The 19,673-nt window shown below is 63.7% G+C and carries 16 protein-coding genes; 4 read left to right on the forward strand and 12 right to left on the reverse strand.

Annotated features, from left to right (window positions below; genetic code table 11):
- Positions 1-5 precede the first annotated feature (5 nt).
- From CK498_RS05800 to CK498_RS05810, 3 genes are all read right to left on the reverse strand, one after another.
- Positions 6-965: a C4-dicarboxylate TRAP transporter substrate-binding protein gene (locus CK498_RS05800; RefSeq protein WP_095619908.1), complete on the reverse strand. Its 960-nt coding sequence runs from the start codon at positions 963-965 to the stop codon at positions 6-8.
- Positions 966-1,005: 40 nt separating this feature from the next.
- Positions 1,006-1,749, reverse strand: coding sequence for a GntR family transcriptional regulator (locus tag CK498_RS05805; RefSeq protein ID WP_095619909.1), 744 nt, complete (start codon positions 1,747-1,749; stop codon positions 1,006-1,008).
- 204 nt (positions 1,750-1,953) lie between these two features.
- The gene (locus tag CK498_RS05810) at positions 1,954-2,661 is read right to left on the reverse strand and encodes a glutathione S-transferase N-terminal domain-containing protein (protein WP_095619910.1); all 708 of its coding nucleotides are present in this window, start codon (positions 2,659-2,661) and stop codon (positions 1,954-1,956) included.
- A gap of 411 nt (positions 2,662-3,072) precedes the next feature.
- Between CK498_RS05810 and CK498_RS05815 the strand changes: the two genes are divergently transcribed.
- The gene (locus tag CK498_RS05815; protein WP_095619911.1) at positions 3,073-4,770 is read left to right on the forward strand and encodes an L-lactate permease; all 1,698 of its coding nucleotides are present in this window, start codon (positions 3,073-3,075) and stop codon (positions 4,768-4,770) included.
- Positions 4,771-4,888: 118 nt separating this feature from the next.
- The gene (locus tag CK498_RS05820) at positions 4,889-6,187 is read left to right on the forward strand and encodes an L-fuconate dehydratase (protein ID WP_095619912.1); all 1,299 of its coding nucleotides are present in this window, start codon (positions 4,889-4,891) and stop codon (positions 6,185-6,187) included.
- Between the two features lie 153 nt (positions 6,188-6,340).
- Here CK498_RS05820 and CK498_RS05825 read toward each other — a convergent pair whose 3' ends face one another.
- From CK498_RS05825 to CK498_RS05860, 8 genes are all read right to left on the reverse strand, one after another.
- A complete protein-coding gene (locus CK498_RS05825; protein WP_095619913.1) occupies positions 6,341-9,349 on the reverse strand; it encodes an FAD-binding and (Fe-S)-binding domain-containing protein in 3,009 nt (1,002 codons plus the stop codon).
- Between the two features lie 26 nt (positions 9,350-9,375).
- Positions 9,376-10,584, reverse strand: coding sequence for a pyridoxal-phosphate-dependent aminotransferase family protein (locus CK498_RS05830; RefSeq protein ID WP_095619914.1), 1,209 nt, complete (start codon positions 10,582-10,584; stop codon positions 9,376-9,378).
- A 65-nt stretch (positions 10,585-10,649) separates the two neighbouring features.
- Entirely contained in the window at positions 10,650-11,840 is a 1,191-nt protein-coding gene (locus tag CK498_RS05835; RefSeq protein ID WP_095620246.1) for a CaiB/BaiF CoA transferase family protein, read from the reverse strand.
- 20 nt (positions 11,841-11,860) lie between these two features.
- On the reverse strand, positions 11,861-12,646 hold the full coding sequence (locus CK498_RS05840) for an enoyl-CoA hydratase/isomerase family protein (protein WP_095619915.1): 786 nt from the start codon (positions 12,644-12,646) through the stop codon (positions 11,861-11,863).
- Positions 12,647-12,711: 65 nt separating this feature from the next.
- Positions 12,712-13,995 (reverse strand): TRAP transporter large permease, encoded by a 1,284-nt coding sequence (locus tag CK498_RS05845; protein ID WP_176475731.1) that lies wholly within the window; start codon positions 13,993-13,995, stop codon positions 12,712-12,714.
- Positions 13,992-14,579, reverse strand: a complete 588-nt coding sequence (locus CK498_RS05850; protein WP_095619916.1) for a TRAP transporter small permease — start codon at positions 14,577-14,579, stop codon at positions 13,992-13,994. Before CK498_RS05850 ends, CK498_RS05845 begins: the two co-directional genes overlap by 4 nt.
- Before the next feature lie 86 nt (positions 14,580-14,665).
- On the reverse strand, positions 14,666-15,646 hold the full coding sequence (locus CK498_RS05855) for a TRAP transporter substrate-binding protein (RefSeq protein ID WP_095619917.1): 981 nt from the start codon (positions 15,644-15,646) through the stop codon (positions 14,666-14,668).
- 212 nt (positions 15,647-15,858) lie between these two features.
- Positions 15,859-16,320 carry a GlcG/HbpS family heme-binding protein gene (locus CK498_RS05860; protein WP_095619918.1) on the reverse strand — a complete coding sequence of 154 codons (462 nt, stop codon included), beginning with the start codon at positions 16,318-16,320 and terminating at the stop codon, positions 15,859-15,861.
- 201 nt (positions 16,321-16,521) lie between these two features.
- Here CK498_RS05860 and CK498_RS05865 point away from each other — a divergent pair, with 201 nt between their 5' ends.
- Complete coding sequence (locus CK498_RS05865) at positions 16,522-17,205, forward strand: GntR family transcriptional regulator (RefSeq protein ID WP_095619919.1); 684 nt, start codon at positions 16,522-16,524, stop codon at positions 17,203-17,205.
- 4 nt (positions 17,206-17,209) lie between these two features.
- On the opposite strand, the gene glcC is transcribed toward CK498_RS05865, so the two are convergent.
- Complete coding sequence (glcC, locus tag CK498_RS05870; RefSeq protein WP_095620248.1) at positions 17,210-17,980, reverse strand: transcriptional regulator GlcC; 771 nt, start codon at positions 17,978-17,980, stop codon at positions 17,210-17,212.
- A 186-nt stretch (positions 17,981-18,166) separates the two neighbouring features.
- Between glcC and glcD the strand changes: the two genes are divergently transcribed.
- Complete coding sequence (glcD, locus tag CK498_RS05875) at positions 18,167-19,666, forward strand: glycolate oxidase subunit GlcD (RefSeq protein WP_095619920.1); 1,500 nt, start codon at positions 18,167-18,169, stop codon at positions 19,664-19,666.
- Positions 19,667-19,673 lie beyond the last annotated feature (7 nt).

The following is a 19,673-nucleotide window of genomic DNA, read 5'->3' on the forward strand; positions in this document are numbered from 1 at the left end:
CCCCCTTACTCTCCCGAGACCAGCTGCTCGCGGTACTCGTCATAGCCGAGCTCCGCATAGACCCCATCGACGCGCTCGCGGAACACCTCGATATCCACCTCGGTGAAGGTCACGCCCTCCGCCTCCATGCGCTCGCGTACGGCATCCTGGGCATCGACGGTGGCCTGGCTGGCTTCTTCCCCGGCCCGGGTGAGTTCCTCGGTCAGGATCACTTGCAACTCCTCGGGCAGCGACTGGTACCACTGCTCGGAGGTGGCGATCCCGGTCATGAGATGGATATGGCTCGTCAGGGCGATATGGCTGATGACTTCATGCAGGTTCTGGCCTTCGGCCGCGGTCAGCTGGGCCTCAGCCCCATCGATGGAGCCCAGCTGCAATGCGGAGTAGACCTCGGACCAGGGCAGCGGCGTGGGCGTGGCCCCCATGGACTCGATGGTCTTGACCCACACCGGCGAGTTGATGGTGCGCACGCGAACGCCACTCAGATCGTCCGGCGACTCGACCGGATTCTGGGTCAGCATCTGGCGTGAGCCCTGGAACCAGTTGTAGTTCAGCAGCCGCAGTCCGCTGTCGTCGGCCAGGCTCTCGACCCACCCAAGGTAGAGGTCGGAGGAGGTGATCTGCGCATAGTCGCTGTGGTCTTCCACCAGGTAAGGCGCGCTGAGAATGCCCAGCTCCGGCTGATACTCGGAGAGCCGTCCGGCATCGATCAGGATGGCGATATTGGCCCCGCTACGGATCTGTTCCACCACGTCCTCGTCGGAACCGAGCTGGCTGTTGGGGAATACCTGAATGGTGAGTTCACCGTCGGAGCGCTCCTCGATGGCCTGCCTGGCACTCTCCATGGCCAGCACTACCGGATCCTGGGAACTCAGCGCCGACGAGAGGTTGAGCTGATACGTTGCATGAGCCATGTTGCTGGCCACGGCCACAACGATGGCCGAGGTGAGTACTGACATTTTCATGGAAATCTCCTGAAGTGGCGTGCGTATTGTGATTGTTGCGTTAGCCAAGTGCGTGTTGGCCGTCGTTAGCACTCTGCGCCGAAGCTCCCTCGAACATCTCAGGAAAACGCTGCACTAACGTGGGGAGCGATTTCAGTATTTCACTCTGATGCAGCCGCATGGCCTGCTCTGCACCTTCCATATCACGAGCCTCAATGGCCGCCACGATCGCCGCATGCTGCTCGATCAGGCGCGGTATCGGCGTGGTGTCGGGCACGCTGAGATAGCGCACCCGGTCGAACTGTGCCTTGACCTCCTGGGTCACCTTCCATGCCGCCTGCTGCCCGACGGCCAGCGCCAGAGTGCGGTGGAAATCCTCGTCGAGCCGGTAAAAGCGGTCGAAGTCATGGGGATCGACGCAGCGCCGCTGGCGATCGAGCAGTTCGTGCAATTCGGCCAGATCGGACCGGGGCAATCCCTTGGCGGCAGCACTGCGCACCACCGCGACCTCGATCGCCTCGCGCACGAAGCGCGCCTCCAGCACCGCCCGCTGGGAGATCTTCACCACATAGGTGCCGCGTTGGGGGCGCACCTCCACCAGCCCCGCCTCGGAAAGGCGAATGAACGCCTCGCGTACCGGCTGACGGCTGACGTTGAAGGTATCGGCGATCTCCTTTTCCGACAGCGCCTGCCCCGGCGCCAGCACCATGTGAATGATCGACTGGCGCAGTACCTGATAAAGCCGCTGACGTACCGACTCGGCGTCGCTGGTCTCGTGCCAGAGTGTCTTGAGGGTGGTGTTCATAAGCGTTTCGTCTCCGCCGAAGCCTGCGCCCGACCATCTGATATGACTAGTATGGTAGTTGTGGAGACACAGCGAAAGCCGAGCTCGGCTAGACATTGGTCTAACCCAGATGATTGGGCCATGTAGAAGTGCCGATGGCCCGTTTAACGGGCCATCGAGACATAGAAGCACGCAGCTAGCGCCACGTTCAGCGCGGATTCAGCGTCAGCGGTAGCCGTCAGGGAGATCGACCACGCGAGGCGCCGCGCGACACATGCCGCCGTTCAGGTCGAGCATACGCTCGAGCCAGGCGTAGACCGGATCGGCGTTGGAGACCAGATCCGCCGCCGATACCACCCGCGCCCACATGAAGGTGGCGAACACCAGGTAGTCGGCGGCAGCCGGGGCCTCGCCATCGATGAAGTCGGCTTCATCGAGCCGGCCACGCAGTGGCTCCAGGGCCGCATCCAGCTGGCTCAGGCCGCGGCTCGGCGAATGAAAGTCCTCGAGGCTGCGCCCGAAACGTTTCTCGCGGGTCTCGCGAAAGTATTCCCGGTCGCCGGGGTGCAGGGCGTTGAGCAGGTCCATGATGATGGTGCGCAGGATCGCCGGTGCCAGCGAACGCTCGGCGTAGAACTTGAAGAAACGCGCCCTGGCCTCGGCGCGCTCGTCGCCGAACAGCGGCGTGCCGGGGTAGGTGCGGTCGAGGTAGCGCATGATCTCATAGCTGTCACAGACGACGTCATCACCGTCCACCAGTACCGGCACGGCCCCCTGGCCAGAAAAGGCCAGCGCATCCTTGTCGACGAAGTGCCAAGGGCGCGTCTCGACGTCGAGCCCTTTGTGTGCCAGCGCCAACTTCACTCGCCAGCAATAGGGTGAAAACCGCAGCGCATCATCTTTACCACTAAGGTCGTATAGCACGGGAGACATCAGAGCTTACTCCTCACCAATAGCATTGTCGTTTCACTCAACCGCACAAATAGCCTCAGACTATCAACGGCCTGCATTCCTTCCTGAAACTGATATAACCCACTGTCCATTAGTCGAACGCCGGGGGCCTAAAGTCCCTCAAAAAGGCCGGAACTTCTCACTAAAAATAACTACTATTCGTTAAATTTCAATCATTTAAATAAGCAACAACCGTTTCATGACGCACTGGTCATACCAATTACCCACATATGGCATCGAAGCCACTAATACGATTATCTTCCCACTACCCGTCCAAGGTGACGGTTAGCCGGGATGACAGCCGTCGCTGATATCCCATTGGACACGCAAGCGTCTCACTCCCGTTGCTGGCATCGTCCACGATGCTTGAAAAAACAAGAGGAAACTTGCCTCATGAATGACACTGTACTCGCGCTATTGGCATTCACGCCATTGCTGTTGGCCGGCGTACTACTGATTGGCTTTCGCATGGCGGCCAAGGTGGCGATGCCAATCGTCTTCGTCGTCTCCGCCCTGATCGCCCTGGTCGCCTGGGACATGACCTTCACCCGGGTCGTGGCCTCATCGCTACAGGGGCTTATCCTCACCGTCTCGATCCTGTGGATCATCTTCGGTGCCATTCTGCTGCTCAATGCCATGAAGTACTCGGGGGGCATCGCCGCCATCCGCAACGGCTTCTCCGGCATCAGCCCCGACCGTCGCGTCCAGGCAATCATCGTCGCCTGGCTGTTCGGCTGCTTCATCGAAGGCGCCTCCGGGTTCGGCACCCCCGCCGCTGTGGCCGCGCCGCTGATGGTGGCACTGGGCTTCCCGGCACTGGCCGCGGTCGTCGTCGGTATGATGATCCAGTCCACGCCTGTCTCCTTCGGCGCGGTAGGTACTCCGATCGTGGTCGGCGTCAGCGGCGGCGTGAACCGTAGTGCCATCACCGAGCGCCTGGCCGCCGACGGCGCCACCTGGACCGAATACTTCCGGCTAATTGCTGCAGAAGTGGCGATCATTCACGGTATCGTTGGTGTGCTGATGCCGCTGATCATGGTGGTGATCATGGTGCGCTTCTTCGGCGCCAACCGCTCGTGGAAGGAAGGCCTTTCGATCGCGCCTTTCGCCATCTTTGCCGGTGTCGCCTTCGTGGTGCCCTATATGCTGGCAGGCGTACTGCTGGGGCCAGAATTCCCGTCGATGATCGGTGCCATGGTCGGCCTTGCCATCGTCGTGCCGGCGGCGCGTCGCGGCTTCCTGATTCCCAAGGACACCTGGGACTTTCCGCCCCGCGAGCAGTGGCTCGACGAGTGGATCGGCAAGCTCGAGATCAAGATGGACGACATCGTCGGCAAGAAGCCGCTGTCGACCTTCATGGGCTGGGTCCCCTATGTGCTGCTGGCCGTGCTGCTGGTGATCTCGCGCACCGTCGAGCCGGTTACCAACGCGCTCAACTCGGTCGTCCTGAGCTGGAGCAATATCCTCGGTGAAGCCGGCGTATCGGGTGCGATAGCGCCGCTCTACCTGCCTGGCGGCATCCTGGTATTCGTGGTGCTGCTCACGGCGCTACTCCATCGCATGAAGTTTTCCGAGCTGCAGGCCGCGTTTGGTGAGTCGACCAAGACCATCATCGGCGCTGGCTTCGTGCTGATCTTCACCATCCCCATGGTGCGTATCCTGATCAACTCCGGCGTCAACGGCTCCGACCTGGTCTCGATGCCGGTGGCCATGGCCCAGTTCGTGGCCGATGGCGTGGGCGGTGTCTATCCGCTGTTCGCCCCTGCCGTGGGCGGCCTGGGCGCCTTCATCGCCGGCTCCAACACCGCTGCCAACCTGATGCTTGCCGAGTTCCAGTTCAACGTCGCCGAGCAGCTGGGTGTCTCCACGGCCATGATGGTCGCCCTACAGGCGGTCGGTGCCGCGGCGGGTAACATGATCGCCATCCACAACGTGGTCGCAGCATCTGCCACCGTCGGCTTGCTGGGTCGCGAGGGCACGACCATCCGCAAGACCATTCTGCCGACGATCTACTACCTGACGTTCACCGGCATCATCGCGCTGATCGCTTTCTATGTGATCGGTGTGACGGATCCCTTGATGGGCAATTGACCACGCCTCGTCTAGGTAGCTGCATGACCTGCGCCCCACCTCATTGGTGGGGCGCAGTCGTTTGCTGCCCAGGCAACCGCCAGGCTAGTATTACAGTATGACACCTCAGGAGATGCCCATGACGTCGATCACCCACCTCACGGTTCAGGACATTCGCTTTCCCACCTCACGCTCGCTGGATGGCTCCGATGCCATGAACGCGGCCCCCGACTACTCGGCCACCTATGTCACCCTGCATACCGATACGAGCCTCGAGGGTCACGGCCTCACCTTCACCATCGGCCGCGGCAACGAGCTGTGCGTCAAGGCCGTGGAGTCGCTGGCTTACCTGATCGAGGGCGAGACGCTGGAAGCCATCACCGGCGAGATGGGTAGCTTCTGGCGCCGACTCACCAGCGGCGACAGCCAGCTGCGCTGGACCGGCCCCGAGAAGGGCGTGATCCACCTCGCCACGGCAGCGATCGTCAATGCCATCTGGGACCTGTGGGCCAAGTCCGAGGGCAAGCCGGTGTGGAAGCTGCTGGTGGACATGTCCCCGGAACAGCTGGTCAAGAGCCTCGATTTCCGCTTCGTCAGCGACGCCATCACCCCCGAGGAGGCGCTGGGCCTGCTTCGCCGCCAGGCCGACGGGCGCCCGGAGCGCGAAGCCGAAATGCGCGCCCAGGGCTACCCCGGCTACACCACCTCGGCGGGCTGGCTCGGCTACCCCGACGACAAGGTGCGACGCCTGGCCCGCGAGGCGCTGGCCGAGGGCTGGACGCACTTCAAGCAGAAGGTCGGCGGCGACCTCGAGGAGGACCGGCGTCGCGCCCAGATCCTCCGCGAGGAGATCGGCTGGGAGCGTGCACTGATGATGGACGCCAACCAGATGTGGGACGTCGACGAGGCCATCGCCAACATGCGCCAGCTGGCCGAATTCGACCCGCTGTGGATCGAGGAGCCGACCAGCCCCGACGACATCCTCGGCCATGCCGAGATTCGTCATCGGCTGGGCTCGATCGGCGTGGCCACCGGTGAGCACTGCCACAACCGGGTGATGTTCAAGCAGCTGCTGCAGGCCGAGGCCATCGACTACTGCCAGATCGACGCCGCGCGACTCGGTGGACTCAACGAGGTCATCGTGGTGCTGCTGATGGCCGCCAAGTTCGGCGTGCCGGTGTGCCCCCACGCCGGCGGAGTGGGGCTATGCGAGTACGTGCAGCATGTATCGATCTTCGACTATATCGCCGTGTCCGGCTCGCTGGAGGGGCGCATTCTCGAGTACGTCGACCACCTCCATGAGCACTTCGAGCACCCGGTAGTGATCCGCAACGGCCACTACCAGGTGCCCACCGCACCGGGCTACAGCATTACCCTCAAGCCCGAGTCACTGAGCGAGCATGTCTATCCGCACGGTCCCGCCTGGCAGACACACTAGGGAAGCGCTGAATAAATCGGCGAGCGGGATGAAGCACAAGGCGCACGGAGCACAGAAACCGGAGCCTATGGGGTATAGGTGAGGATTTCGCGCACCGCGCAACGCAGTGATTCGCACGCGCAGACATTTATGCAGCGTTTCCCTAACGCGAGCTCAGCCGACGTCTAGCGCCTGCTCCAGCAGGCGCGCCACGTGGATCGCCTCGCGACCGCTGCCATCCTTGATCTGGTGGCGGCAGCTGGTGCCATCGGCGACCAGCACCGCATCGGCGTGCGCCTCGCGGATCGCCGGCAGCAGCGATAGCTCGGCCATCTGCAGCGAGGCGTCGTAGTGCTCCGCCTCATAGCCGAAGCTGCCCGCCATGCCACAGCAGGACGACTCGATGGTCTCGACCTCGAGCTCGGGAATCCACGCCAGCACCTGCTCCACCGGGCGCAGTGCGTCGAAGGCCTTCTGGTGACAGTGGCCGTGGAGCATGGCGCGACTGTGAGGCAGCGCCTTGAACGCCAACGGCAGCTGGTCAGCCGCCCTGGCCTCGACCAGGAACTCCTCGAACAGGTAGGCCGCTTCGGACAGTGCCCGTGCCTCGTCGCCGAACCCGTATTGCAGGAACTCGTCACGCATGGAGAGCAGGCACGACGGCTCGAGGCCGACGATTGCCACGCCGCGTTTCACGTAGGGCAGCAACTGGTCCAGGGTGCGTCTGGCCTCGGCCTTGGCCTTGTCGAACTGCCCCGACGACAGGTAGGTACGCCCGCAGCACAGCGGCCGCTGGCCAGGCGTGACGTTGAGGTGCACCCGATAGCCGGCCGCTTCCAGTACGCGCTTGGCGGCCCTGGCGTTATCGCCTTCCATATAGTTGTTGAAGGTATCGACGAACAGCAGCACCTCCCGCGCTCCCGCGGCGATGCCGCTGGGCGCCTCGGCGCTGGCCAGGAAATTGCCGTCGAAGATCGGCAGTCTGCGCTGCGCGGCCAGGCCCAGCGCCTGCTTGATGCGCCGTGCCAGGAACGGCACGCGCTCGACGCCATTGACCAGCCCGGCGAATCGGCTCGCCCAGGGCGCATAGCGCGGCATCTCGCCGACCATGCGGTCGCGCAGGGAGAGCCCCTTGGCGCGGGCTCGCGCGCTACGCGCCTCGATCTTGAACTTGGCCATGTCGACGCCGGTGGGGCAGTCGCGCTTGCAGCCCTTGCACGACACGCACAGGTCGAGGGCCTCTTTTACCTCGTCGCTGGCCAGACCCTGGTCGCCGAGCTGGCCGGAGAGCACCAGGCGCAGAGTGTTGGCACGTCCGCGGGTAAGATGCTGCTCGTCGCGGGTGATGCGAAAGCTGGGACACATGGTGCCGGCGTCGAACTTGCGGCAGTGGCCATTGTTGTTGCACATCTCCACCGCCATGGCCAAGCCATGGGTGGCATCGCCCCCCGAGCCGGGTGGCGTCTGCTCGCCGCTGAGCGGGTCGCGCTTGACGTTCCAGGGCGACCAGTCGAATACCGGGGTCAGCGGAATCGCCTGATAGTCCTTGGCAAAGCGGAAGTAGCGGGCGTCGTCCATCTTCGGCGTATCGACGATCTTGCCCGGGTTGAAGCGATTGTCGGGATCGAACAGCTGCTTGATCTCGCGGAAGGCGTCGTTGACGGTGGGGCCGAACTGCCAGGCCACCCACTCGCCGCGACACAGGCCATCGCCGTGCTCGCCGGAGTAGGCCCCCTTGTACTCGCGGACCAGGGCCGAGGCCTGCTCGGCGATCTCGCGCATCTTCTCGGCGCCGTCGCGGCGCATGTCGAGAATCGGCCGTACGTGCAGCGTGCCAACGCTGGCGTGGGCGTACCAGGTGCCCTCGGTGCCGTAGCGATGGAAGACCTCGGTAAGCTTGTCGGTGTATTCGGCGAGATGTTCGAGGGGTACCGCGCAGTCCTCGATGAAGGAGACCGGCTTGCCGTCACCCTTCATGCTCATCATGATGTTGAGCCCCGCCTTGCGCACGTTCCACAGCGCCTTCTGCTCGCCGGCCTCGGGCATCTCGACCACGCTGCCGGGCAGTCCCAGATCGCCCATCAGCTGGCTGAGCTTGGCCAGCGCCTCGCGCTGTGCAGGTTGATCGTGACCGGCGAACTCCACCAGCAGGATGGCTTCGGGCTTGCCGATCAGGGCCTTCTCTATCACCGGCCGAAACGCCGGATTCTCCAGCGACAGGTCGATCATGGTGCGATCGACCAGCTCCACCGCGGTGGGGTCGAGCTTGACGATATGCTGGGTGAAATCCATCGCCTGATAGAAGGTGGGGAAATTCACCACCCCCAGCACCTTGTGCTGGGGCAGCGGCGAGAGGCGCAGGGTAATGCGCCGACTGACCCCCAGGGTACCTTCCGAACCGACCAGCAGATGCGCCAGGTTGACGCGACCGTCGGGGTCGTAGGGCTTGGGATTCTGGCAGTCGAACAGGTCGAGATTGTAGCCACCGACCCGGCGCAGCACCTTGGGAAAGTGGTCACGAATCTCGGGGCCGACGCGTTCGGCAATGGCCCTGACCTGCGCGGCGAGGCGCTGCTCCGCCGAGCCCTCGGCCATGCGGTCGACATGGCCGAGATTGACGTCACTGCCATCCGCCAGGCGCGCCTCGACGCCGAGCACGTTATGCACCATGTTGCCGTAGCGGATCGAGCGCGAGCCGCAGGAGTTGTTGCCGGTCATACCGCCGATGGTGCACTGGGCACTGGTCGATACGTCCACCGGATACCACAGCCCGTGAGGCTTGAGCCAGGCATTCAGATGGTCGAGCACGATGCCGGGCTCGACCACTACCGTACGCGCCTCGGCATCGAATTCGACCACGCCGTTGAGATAGCGGGTGGTGTCGATCACCAGCGCCTCACCCACCGTCTGGCCGCACTGGCTGGTACCGGCACCGCGGGCCAGCACCGGCACGTTGGCGTCGCGGGCGATATCCAGCGCCAGCCCCAGGTCCGCCTGGTGGCGGGGAATCACCACCCCCACCGGCGTCACCTGATAGATCGACGCATCGGTCGAATAGCGCCCCCGCGAAGCCTGGTCGAACAGCACCTCGCCTTGCAGCTCGCGGGACAGGCGTGCCGCCAGCTCGGTCACCGGCTTGACCTTGGCATCACGGGATTGCGTCTTGTCGGTCAGGGACGTCATGCGCCCTCCTCAGTCATTCATCTGGGTCACGCGCCACGGTTGAGCGGGTTGGCAGCGAAGTAGTCGAGTGCCGCGGCCACGCCGCTGCCCTTGAGCGAAATGCCGGCCAGCTTCATGCCGGCTTCGCAGCCCCCCAGGGTGGCAATCAGGGTCAGGTCGTTGCAGTCGCCCAGATGGCCAATGCGGAACATCTTGCCCTTGGCCTTGCCGAGCCCGGTGCCCAGCGAGAGATCGAAGCGCTCGTAGATGATCTTGCGCACCTCGTCGGCATCGATCTCTTCCGGCACCACCACCCCGGTCAGTACCGGCGAATAGACCGCAGGGTCCTGACACTGCACCTCGAGCCCCCAGGCCTCGACGGCGGTGCGCACCCCCGCCGCCCAGCGCTGGTGGCGGGCCAGCACGTTGTCGAGTCCCTCATCGAGCAGCATGTCCAGCGCTTCGTTGAGCCCGTAGAGCAGGTTGGTGCTCGGCGTGTAGGGCCAGTAGCCGTTCTGGTTGGCCTCGAGGATCTCGTCCCAGGCCCAGAAGCTCTTGGGCAGCTTGGCCGTCTTGCTGACCTCGATGGCCTTGTCTGAGAGCGCGTTGAAGCTGATCCCCGGCGGCAGCATCAGGCCCTTCTGGGAACCCGACACGGTGACGTCGACACCCCACTCGTCGTGACGGAAATCGGCACTGGCCAGCCCCGAGATGGTATCCACGATCAGCAGCGCCGGGTGGCCGGCGGCGTCGATGGCGCGCCGCACCGCGGCAATGTCGCTGGTCACGCCGGTGGAGGTCTCGTTGTGCACCACGCAGACCGCCTTGATCTCGTGGCCACTATCCTCCTTGAGCCGCGCCTCGATCATGTCGGCCTGCACCCCGTGGCGCCAGCCCTCGTAGCCGGGCAGGCCGATGAACTCGGGCTCGAGATCGAGGCGCCGCGCCATCTTCTGCCATAGCGTGGCGAAGTGACCAGTCTCGAACATCAGCACCCGGTCCCCCGGCGACATGGTGTTGGCCAGTGCCGCCTCCCAGGCGCCGGTACCCGACGCCGGGTAGATGATCACCGGGCTCTGGGTCTTGAAGATCTTCTGGATCTTGGACAGCAGCTCGCGACCCAGCGCGCCGAACTCTGGGCCACGATGGTCGATGGTTGGCAGACTCATGGCGCGCAGGATGCGATCCGGCACCGGCGATGGACCGGGGATCTGCAGGTAGTGCCGCCCGGAGGGATGGAAGTCGAGCTTGAGCATGATCTTGTCTCCACGAATCGGTTGTACTTTTGATAATGAATGCAATATGCCGCGTAAAAGAGCCGCTACTTGACGCACCCCTCGGCGCGCAGCGTCGCCAGCTCGTCAGGCGATACGCCCAGCACCGACGTCAGCACCTCGTCGGTGTGCTGGCCGAACAGCGGCGCCGGTGAGCGGATCTGCGACGGCGTGCGCGAGAACTTGCTGGGAAAGCCGATGGTCTTCATCTTGCCGATCACCGGATGTTCCATCTCCTCGACCATGCCCCGCGCCAGGTAGTGCTCGTCCTGCATCGCCTGGCCGAAATCGTTGATCGGCCCCGCCGGCACCCCGGCCTTGTCGCACAGCGCCAGCCAGTGATCGGTGTCCTGGTCGGCCATGATCTCCTCGAGCAGCGCCTCAAGTGCCTCGACGTGCTGGCCGCGGTCATGGTTGGTGAGAAAACGCGGGTCGGCCATCAGGTCCTCGCGGCCCAGCACATCGCCACACAGACGTTCCCAGGTACGCTGGTTGGCGCAGCCCAGCATCAGGTAGCCGTCGCGGGCCTTGATCGCCTGATACGGGGCCGACACCCGATGGCGCCAGCCGGTGGCCTCGGGCACCCTGCCCTCGGCGAAATAGGCCGCGGCCTCCCAGGCGAACCACGGCAAGCCGCACTCGGTGATGGCGATATCGATATGCTGGCCCTCGCCGGTGGTCATCTTGTGGATATGCGCGGCGAGGATCGAATAGACCGCGGTGATCCCGGCGCCGATGTCATAGACGGCGATGCCGGTCTTCAACGGCCGCCGCCCGGGTTCACCGGTCATCGACATCAGGCCACTCATGCCCTGGGCCACCAGGTCGAAGCCGCCGCGATGGCTATAGGGACCGCTCTGGCCATAGCCGGAAATCGAGCAGTAGACGATGCCCGGGTTGATGGCCTTGATGGTGTCGTAGTCGATCTTGAGTGACTTGGTGACCCCGGTGCGGTAGTTCTCGACGATCACGTCGGCGTCTTCGGCCAGGCGATAGAAGATCTGCCGGGCGCGCTCATCCTTGAGGTTCAAGGAGATGCTTTTCTTGTTGCGGTTGATCTGCGAGAAGCAGGTCGACTCGTCGTTGACGTAGGGGCCCATCTGGCGGCTGTCATCGCCGCCGTTGGTCTTCTCGACCTTGATCACCTCGGCGCCCATGTCAGCCAGCACCATGGTGCAGTAGGGGCCGGCCATGATCTGCGAGATATCCAGCACTTTCAGATTGTCTAAGGGAAGCATCGGCTCCACCTCGCTTGTCATTAGTGACCCGTCCACTCGAACGGCGTCTTGTTGACGAACTTGTTGACCGCCGCCTTGAAGTCGTCGCTCATATAGCAGGTGATGACCCAGTCATCGCCGCCGTCACGGGCCGCACGCCGCTGCTCCTGAACGCGCCCCACCAGCGCCTTGCTGGCCTGCACGGTAAGCGGCGCACGTTTGGCGAACTGGGCGGCCACCTCGGCCACCCGGGCATGGATCTGATCGGCCTCGACCACCACGTTTACCAGGCCGGCCTGGCTGGCCTCCTCGGCGCTGAACAGCTTGCCCAGCATCAGCGCCTCCTTGGTCCGCGCGATGCCTACCATGTCGATCAGCCGTGAGACGTTGGTGATCGACAGGCAGTTGCCCAGGGTCTTGGCGATCGGCACACCGAACTTGAGGCTTGGCGTGCAATAGCGAAAGTCACAGACCATCGCCAGCGCCGCGCCGCCGCCCACGCAGGCGCCTTCGATCAGCGCGATGGTGGGCTTGTTCAGGGTCTCCAGCTTGCCGACCACACGATCGATGCGGCGCTCGTAGCCGATGGCATCCTCGGGCTTGGAAAAGTGGCTGAACTGGGTGATATCGGTGCCGGCCACAAAGGCCTCTCCACCAACACCATGCAGCACCACAGCGTGTATCTGCGCATCCGTTGCCAGTTGATCGCAGCGCGACTCCAGGGCGTCATACATTTCCCAGGTCATGGCGTTGCGGCTCTGCGGGCGATTGAAACCCAGCCAGGCCACGCCGTCGCGCACCTCAAACAGCAGACTCTCTTCGTTCATATGCCTCTCCCTGCCCCTCCCGGCGCGACCTAGCCGGGAGGGGACCTTGGCTTAGCGATACTGGCTTAGCGGTAGAAGAACTCGACCAGCGCCATGGGAATCGCCGGGATATAGGTGACCATCAGGAGCACCACCAGCAGGACGCTGATAAAGCCCAGGTTGGAGCGCGTCACCGACCACACATCCGACTTGGCGATCGAGCAGGCGGTAATCAGCACGCTCGCCACCGGCGGGGTCTGCTGGCCAATCGCCAGGTTGAGGCATACCACCAGGCCGAAGTGCACCGGATCGATCCCGGCCGCACCGACCAGCGGCATCACGATAGGCACCACCAGAATGATCGCCGCGGCGGAGTGCAGGAAGAGCCCGATTAGCAGGAAGAAGACGTTCAGCATCATCAGGATCGCGTACTTATTGTCGGTCAGGCTGAGCACCGCCTGGGCCAACTGCTGGGGCATGCGCATCTCGGTCAGGAACACCCCGATCAGGGCTGACGCCGCCACCAAGAGCATCACCACCGCGGTCTGCTGGCCACCGTCGATGATCGCCTTGTAGAGCGTACGCATATCCAGCTCACGATAGATCACGGCACTGATGAAGATAGCGGCGGCCACCGCCAGGCCGGCACCCTCGGTGGCCGTGACGAAACCGCCGAAGATCGAGCCGAGGATGATGATCGGCAGGGTCAGCGCCCAGCTAGCCTCCTTGGCGGTCTGCTTGACCCGCTTCCACTGGAACACCTCTTCCACCGGCCAGTTGTACTTGCGCGCATAGTAGTAGCACAGCGCGGCCAGCCCGCCGGCGCCGAGCAGACCGGGCACGATACCGGCCACGAACAGCTGGACGATGGAGGCCCCGGACATCACTCCGTAAAGGATCATCGGGATCGACGGCGGAATGATGATCGCCAGCGATGCCGACGACGACGTCACCGCGGCAGCAAACGAACTCGGATAGCCGCGCTTCTTCATCGCCGGAATCAGCACCGAGCCGGTGGCCGCCACATCGGCCACCGCTGACCCGGAAATCTCGGCAAAGAACAGCGAGACACCGACATTGATCATCGCCAGCCCGCCACGGACAAAACCGAATAGCGCCGAAGCGAAGGCGATCAGGCGTTTGGAGATGCCGCCAGTGTTCATGATGGCGCCGGCCAGCACGAACATCGGGATCGCCAATAGCGGGAAGCTGCTGGCCCCCTCGAACATGGTCAGCCCGATATTGGGCAGCATCTCGAGGCCCTGATAGGCGACGATGGCCACCGTTGCCACGATCGCCAGCGCCACGGCGATGGGCAGCCCCATCAGGATCAGCCCGATCAAGCCAACTATCATAAACGGCAGTGTCATGGCTGATCCCTCTTGGTCATTGAATCCGCGGTAAAGCCGGCTCGCGCATTGTCACGCTCGGCCTCGGCAATGGCATGGCGGATCTCCTCCTCTTCCTGGGTCAGGCCGGCTCGCACCTTGGCCAGATGCGCCGGCATGCTCAGCAGCTGGGCGATGATGAACAGCCCGGCGCCGATGGGAATCACCGACTGGGTGAAGGTGAGCGGAACCCAGCGCAGGGTGATCAAGGCCATGCCCTGCATGACATCGAGCACCACCAGGCCGGCCCAGCCAAGTACCAGGAAGAAGCCGATAAACAGCGCCTCGGACACATAGGTCACCGGCATACGGATATGTACCGGCATGGCGGCCACCACCCCGTCGACACCGATATGGCCGCGCTTGAGCGCCGCCAGGGCCCCGGCATAATAGGTCAGCCACACCAGCATGATGGCGGCTACCTCGTCATACCAGGAGGGGGTCCGCCAGGCATAGCGGGTTACCACTGCATAGAGCACCACCAGCGTCAGCGACACCATCAGCACTACCGTGACGATCTCGAGTAAACGCTCCATGATGCGGGAGAGTTGATTCACAGTACCCATGGATCTCGACTCATTGAGGTAAGGGTCGGGCCCCCACGCCACTAGCGTGGCGTGGGGTCGAGGACACAGACAGGAGTTGTCTGTCGTCAGGAGTCGTTACCGAGTGCCAACACTTGGTCAATCAGCTCCTGGGAGCCGGGCACCTCGTTGGCGAAGGCCTCGTAGATCGGCGTAGAAGCCTCGATGAACACCGAGGTATCGACTTCGTTCACCTCGGTTCCCGCCGCCTCGATGACGCCAATCAGATCCTGGTCCAGCTGGGCGGCGTGCTCGTAGACGAACGCCTGGGTCTCCCGGGCCGCCTCGATGATGATCTCCTGGATCTCCTCGGGAAGGTTGTTGAAGCGGCGACCGGCGGTGAGGTAGGCCGGGGTATAGACGTGGCCGGTGAGAGAGAGATAATCCTGCACTTCCTGGAAACGCTGCCCGGAGATCTGGGCCAGCGGGTTCTCCTGGCCGTCCATGACGCCGGTTTGCAGTGCCATGAATACCTCGGAGAGTGACATCGGCGAGGGTTCGGCACCGTACTCTTCGAACATCCTCACCCGCCACACGCCCTGGGGCACCCGCAGCTTGACGCCACGCAGATCTTCCGGCGTGTTGATGGCGCGGCGGTTGTTGGTGATATGGCGGAAACCGTTCTCCCAGACGGCCAGGATGCGATAGCCATTCTCCTCAGCGAGCGGCGCCAGGTGTGGCCAGAAGACCTCCTCCTCTACGCGACTCATGTGCTCGCGATCCTGAATCAGGTAGGGCAGCTCAAACAGGCCGAACTCATCGGCCACCGACGACATGATGGTGGACGGCAGCGCCAGGTCGACGGTACCCAGTCGCATGCGCTGCAGCAGCTCGGAATCGGTACCCAGCTGGCTCGAGCCAAACGGCACGACTTCATAGGGCTCGGGTAGGCGCTCATTGACCAATTCGGCGAAGTGGTTGGCAGAGTCGGTGAACAGCGAATCGGGGCCACCGACGTGGCCTAAGGTGATTTCGCGGGCCTGGGCTTGCAGGGAGACCGACGCCACCGCAATGGCGAGGGTGGCGACAGCGACACGTGGGAATAGCATGGCGTGTTACCTCTTTATTCTAATGTTGGCGTGATGCTCGGTTTAGGACGTTATGCAGATTGTTGTGCTTGTAATGCGTCGTTCCTCGATAGCGTGAAAACCGGCAGGTTCTCCAGGCCCTGAAAATTGAATTCTTTATTCAAAGCCTGCGCTTCAAGCCAGTCGGCGCCCCGCAGCGATGTCAAGGCACTAATGGTCGTGGTGGCCAGGACTCATTCTGGCGCCAGTCCCCAGGCCAATCCGGCCGCCTCGATCCCCGCCTGGGCCGCGTCCTGATCCTGTGGCGATGAGGCGCCGCTGACACCGACCGCCCCGATCACCAGCTGCTGCTCATCGAGAACCAGCACTCCGCCGGCAACCGGCACGAAGTGTCCACCGGATACCGCTGCCACGCTAGCCAGAAAAGCCGGTCGTTCGGCATTGCGCTCACCGATCACGCCGCTGGCAATGCCGTTGCCTAACGCGGCAAACGCCTTGCCACGCGCAACCGGCAAGCGCAGCGGCGCACAGCCATCCTCGCGCTCGGCGGCCACTACGTGCCCCCCACCGTCGAGAACGACCACGCCGAGCGGCTCCATGTCGTCGGCACGCGCCCGAGCGAACGCAGCGTCGAGAATGTTCCGCGCCTGGGCGCGTGTGAGGTCAACGCGACAGCGATATACCTTGCCGGCCATGTTGCATCTCCTGGAGAGAGTGGTGGTTTGAGGCGTCGACTCGGCAATGCCGAGCAGCCAACCGCCCCTTGATGGAATTATGAATTCATAATACCTTTTGCACTATGCCGTCAATATCGCCAACATAGAAATCGGGTGCGCGCGGTAGCGACATCCAGGCAGGGACGTCCAGATGGCCGGCCGCGAACAAGGAACCTGAGCATGAGCAAGATTCAGCATCGCAATCTTTACCGGGAAGTCGCTGACCGGATTCGTGAACTGATCGAGCACGGCGACTTGGCGCCGGGTGAGCGCATTTCAGAAAAGCAGCTGTGTGAAACCTTCGGCGTATCGCGCACGCCGCTGCGCGAGGCGCTCAAGGTGCTGGCCTCTGAAGGCCTGGTCGAGCTGCTGCCCAACCGCGGAGCGCGGGTCATGCAGCTGACGGTGAAGATGGTCAAGGACACCTACGACCTGATGGGGGCGCTGGAAGGATTGTCAGGGGAACTGGCCTGCCAGCAGATCAACGACGGCCAGATTGCCGCGATCTGCAAGCTCCACGATCAGATGCTCGAGCACTATCACAACCGAGAAATGCAGGCCTACTTCGCCGTCAACCGGCAGATTCATGAAAGCATTCTGGCCGCTGCCAATAACCAGGTACTCGAGGAGATGTACAACAACCTCAGCTACCGGGTGAAGCGGGTGCGCTACTCGAAGAAGATGACCGACGCCTTCTGGCGCCAGGCGGTCAACGACCACGAGATGATGATCGTGGCGTTAAAGGCACGTGACGGCAAACGCCTGGGACAGATCCTGCGCGACCACCTGTGCCACAAGCTGGAAGTGGTGACACTGGCCGGGGTCATCGAAGACGACGAGCTGATCAACGCCGTCAACGGCTGAACCACTACTCCCACCCCTCCAGACGCATTGTCGAGCGCTCCAGACGCTGGGTCTCGACCTCGATCTCGCGCAACCGCTCGCCGATGCTGGTCAGGTGCTCCAGCGCCACTCGCTTGGCCAGTGTCGGCTTGCCCTGCACCACCGCATCGTGCAGTCGGGCGTGCTGACGATTGATCATCTCGCGCGGCTCGGCGCGATGATAGAGGTTCTTCACCGAGGCAAACACCGAGCTGAGTAGCAGGTCGGTGAGGCTCTGCAGGGTGTGCACCAGCACCGGATTGTGCGAGGCCTGGCAGATCGCCAGGTGAAAGGCGTGATCGAGCCGTGCCAGCCGCTCGACGTCGATGTGCTCCTCGTGCGCCACATAGTCGGCCATTTCCTGGTAACGGCGGGTGATCAATACCCGATCGGCGGAGGTGCCGCGACTGGCGGCGAGAAACGCCGACTCCCCCTCCAGCAGCGCGCGCACCTCGAGCAGATCGAATAGCGTGCGCGGATGGTTCTTGAATAGATGCATCAGCGGGTTGTCGTCCCGCGGCGGCACCAACTGCGCCACGCTGGAGCCGCGCCCGTGGCGGGTCTCGATCACCCCCTTGCTGCGCAGCGCACGCAGCCCCTCGCGCAGCGAGGAGCGCGATACCCCCAGCTTGTCGCATAGCCGCCGCTCGGAGGGCAGCAGTTGGCCGGGGCGAAACACGCCGTCGAGAATCAGCTGTTCGAGCGTTGCCGCGACCCCGTCGGGGGTGCGCATGCCGGCCAGGCGCTCGTCGGGCATCAAGGGCATTGTGGGCTCCTCGCCTCTGCTGGGCTACAAAACTATCCTCATGGCACGTCAGGATGTAGATTGGAAAGGATTTCCACAACATAGACCAATGTCTGGTCAGACCACTACACCACAGGCTGGACAAGGCTGCCCTGAGGGCACAGATTGGATGCCTGACGCGCAAGCTGGGGAGTCACCATGAACATTCTTTACGATGCGGCGCTGGACGGCGAGCTGCCGCATAACGACAAGGCCGAGGTACGGCAACGCCTCGCCGAGGCAGTGCCCGGCATGACCCTGCTGTATCGCGAGGAGGACCTGCGCCCCTTCGAGTGCGACGGCCTCGCCGCCTACCGCGTGCTGCCGATGCTGGTCGCACTGCCCAACAGCCTCGACCAGGTCGAGATGCTGCTCAAGACCTGCCACGCCATGGGCGTGCCGGTGGTCACCCGCGGCGCCGGCACCGGCCTCTCGGGCGGTGCCCTGCCGCTGGAGCAGGGCGTCCTGCTGGTGATGTCGCGCTTCAAACAGATACTCGACATCGACCCTGACGCGCGCATTGCGCGCATTCAGCCCGGGGTGCGCAACCTGGCGATCTCCGAGGCTGCGGCGCCCTACGGCCTCTACTACGCACCGGATCCGTCGTCGCAGATCGCCTGCTCGATCGGCGGCAACGTCGCCGAGAACGCCGGCGGCGTGCACTGCCTGAAGTATGGCCTCACCGTGCACAACGTGCTCAAGATCGAGGTGATGACCATCGAAGGCGAGCGCATGACGCTGGGCAGCGAGGCCTTCGACGCCCCCGGCTTCGACCTGCTGGCACTGTTCACCGGCTCCGAGGGCATGCTCGGCGTGGTCACCGAGGTGACCGTCAAGCTGCTGCCCAAGCCGGAGAGCGCCAAGGTGCTGATGGCCAACTTCGATGACGTCGAAAAGGCCGGCAAGGCGGTGGGTGACATCATCGCCGCGGGCATCATTCCCGGCGGGCTGGAGATGATGGACAAGCTGGCCATCCAGGCCGCCGAGGATTTCGTCAAGGCCGGCTACCCGGTGGAGGCCGAAGCGATCCTGCTGTGCGAGCTCGACGGCGTCGAGGCCGACGTCGACGACGATTGCGAGACGGTCAAGCAGGTGCTGCGCCAGGCCGGCGCCACCGACATCAGCCTGGCCCGCGACGACGCCGAACGCGCCAGGTTCTGGGCAGGTCGCAAGAACGCCTTCCCCGCCGTAGGCCGCATGTCGCCGGACTACTACTGCATGGATGGCACCATCCCCCGCCGCGAGCTGCCGCGGGTGCTCAAGGGCATCGCCGCGCTCTCGGAAGAATCCGGCCTGCGCGTGGCCAATGTCTTCCACGCCGGCGACGGCAACATGCACCCGCTGATCCTGTTCGATGCCAACCAGCCCGGCGAGCTGGAACTGGCCGAGGACGTCGGCGGCAAGATCCTCGAGCTGTGCGTCGCGGCCGGCGGCTCGATCACCGGCGAGCACGGCGTTGGCCGCGAGAAGATCAACCAGATGTGCGCCCAGTTCCAGCCCGACGAGATCACCGCTTTCCATGCGGTCAAGGCGGCCTTCGACCCGACCCGCCTGCTCAATCCGGGCAAGAACATCCCCACGCTTGCGCGGTGTGCCGAATTCGGCGCCATGCACGTGCATAACAACGAACTGCCGCACCCCGAGCTGCCGCGTTTCTGAGGAGCCA

It is taken from the genome of Halomonas salipaludis (genome assembly GCF_002286975.1).
Lineage (GTDB): Bacteria > Pseudomonadota > Gammaproteobacteria > Pseudomonadales > Halomonadaceae > Franzmannia > Franzmannia salipaludis.

What these genes read in the sequence shown, in the direction of transcription:
- CK498_RS05805 (WP_095619909.1), bottom strand. Translation starts at nt 1,749, where the DNA reads ATGAACACCACCCTCAAGACACTCTGGCACGAGACCAGCGACGCCGAG.
- CK498_RS05845 (WP_176475731.1), bottom strand. Translation starts at nt 13,995, where the DNA reads ATGACACTGCCGTTTATGATAGTTGGCTTGATCGGGCTGATCCTGATG.
- CK498_RS05855 (WP_095619917.1), bottom strand. Translation starts at nt 15,646, where the DNA reads ATGCTATTCCCACGTGTCGCTGTCGCCACCCTCGCCATTGCGGTGGCG.
- CK498_RS05810 (WP_095619910.1), bottom strand. Translation starts at nt 2,661, where the DNA reads ATGTCTCCCGTGCTATACGACCTTAGTGGTAAAGATGATGCGCTGCGG.
- CK498_RS05865 (WP_095619919.1), top strand. Translation starts at nt 16,522, where the DNA reads ATGAGCAAGATTCAGCATCGCAATCTTTACCGGGAAGTCGCTGACCGG.
- CK498_RS05800 (WP_095619908.1), bottom strand. Translation starts at nt 965, where the DNA reads ATGAAAATGTCAGTACTCACCTCGGCCATCGTTGTGGCCGTGGCCAGC.
- CK498_RS05820 (WP_095619912.1), top strand. Translation starts at nt 4,889, where the DNA reads ATGACGTCGATCACCCACCTCACGGTTCAGGACATTCGCTTTCCCACC.
- glcC (WP_095620248.1), bottom strand. Translation starts at nt 17,980, where the DNA reads ATGCCCGACGAGCGCCTGGCCGGCATGCGCACCCCCGACGGGGTCGCG.
- CK498_RS05850 (WP_095619916.1), bottom strand. Translation starts at nt 14,579, where the DNA reads ATGGGTACTGTGAATCAACTCTCCCGCATCATGGAGCGTTTACTCGAG.
- CK498_RS05835 (WP_095620246.1), bottom strand. Translation starts at nt 11,840, where the DNA reads ATGCTTCCCTTAGACAATCTGAAAGTGCTGGATATCTCGCAGATCATG.
- CK498_RS05860 (WP_095619918.1), bottom strand. Translation starts at nt 16,320, where the DNA reads ATGGCCGGCAAGGTATATCGCTGTCGCGTTGACCTCACACGCGCCCAG.
- CK498_RS05815 (WP_095619911.1), top strand. Translation starts at nt 3,073, where the DNA reads ATGAATGACACTGTACTCGCGCTATTGGCATTCACGCCATTGCTGTTG.
- CK498_RS05825 (WP_095619913.1), bottom strand. Translation starts at nt 9,349, where the DNA reads ATGACGTCCCTGACCGACAAGACGCAATCCCGTGATGCCAAGGTCAAG.
- CK498_RS05840 (WP_095619915.1), bottom strand. Translation starts at nt 12,646, where the DNA reads ATGAACGAAGAGAGTCTGCTGTTTGAGGTGCGCGACGGCGTGGCCTGG.
- glcD (WP_095619920.1), top strand. Translation starts at nt 18,167, where the DNA reads ATGAACATTCTTTACGATGCGGCGCTGGACGGCGAGCTGCCGCATAAC.
- CK498_RS05830 (WP_095619914.1), bottom strand. Translation starts at nt 10,584, where the DNA reads ATGCTCAAGCTCGACTTCCATCCCTCCGGGCGGCACTACCTGCAGATC.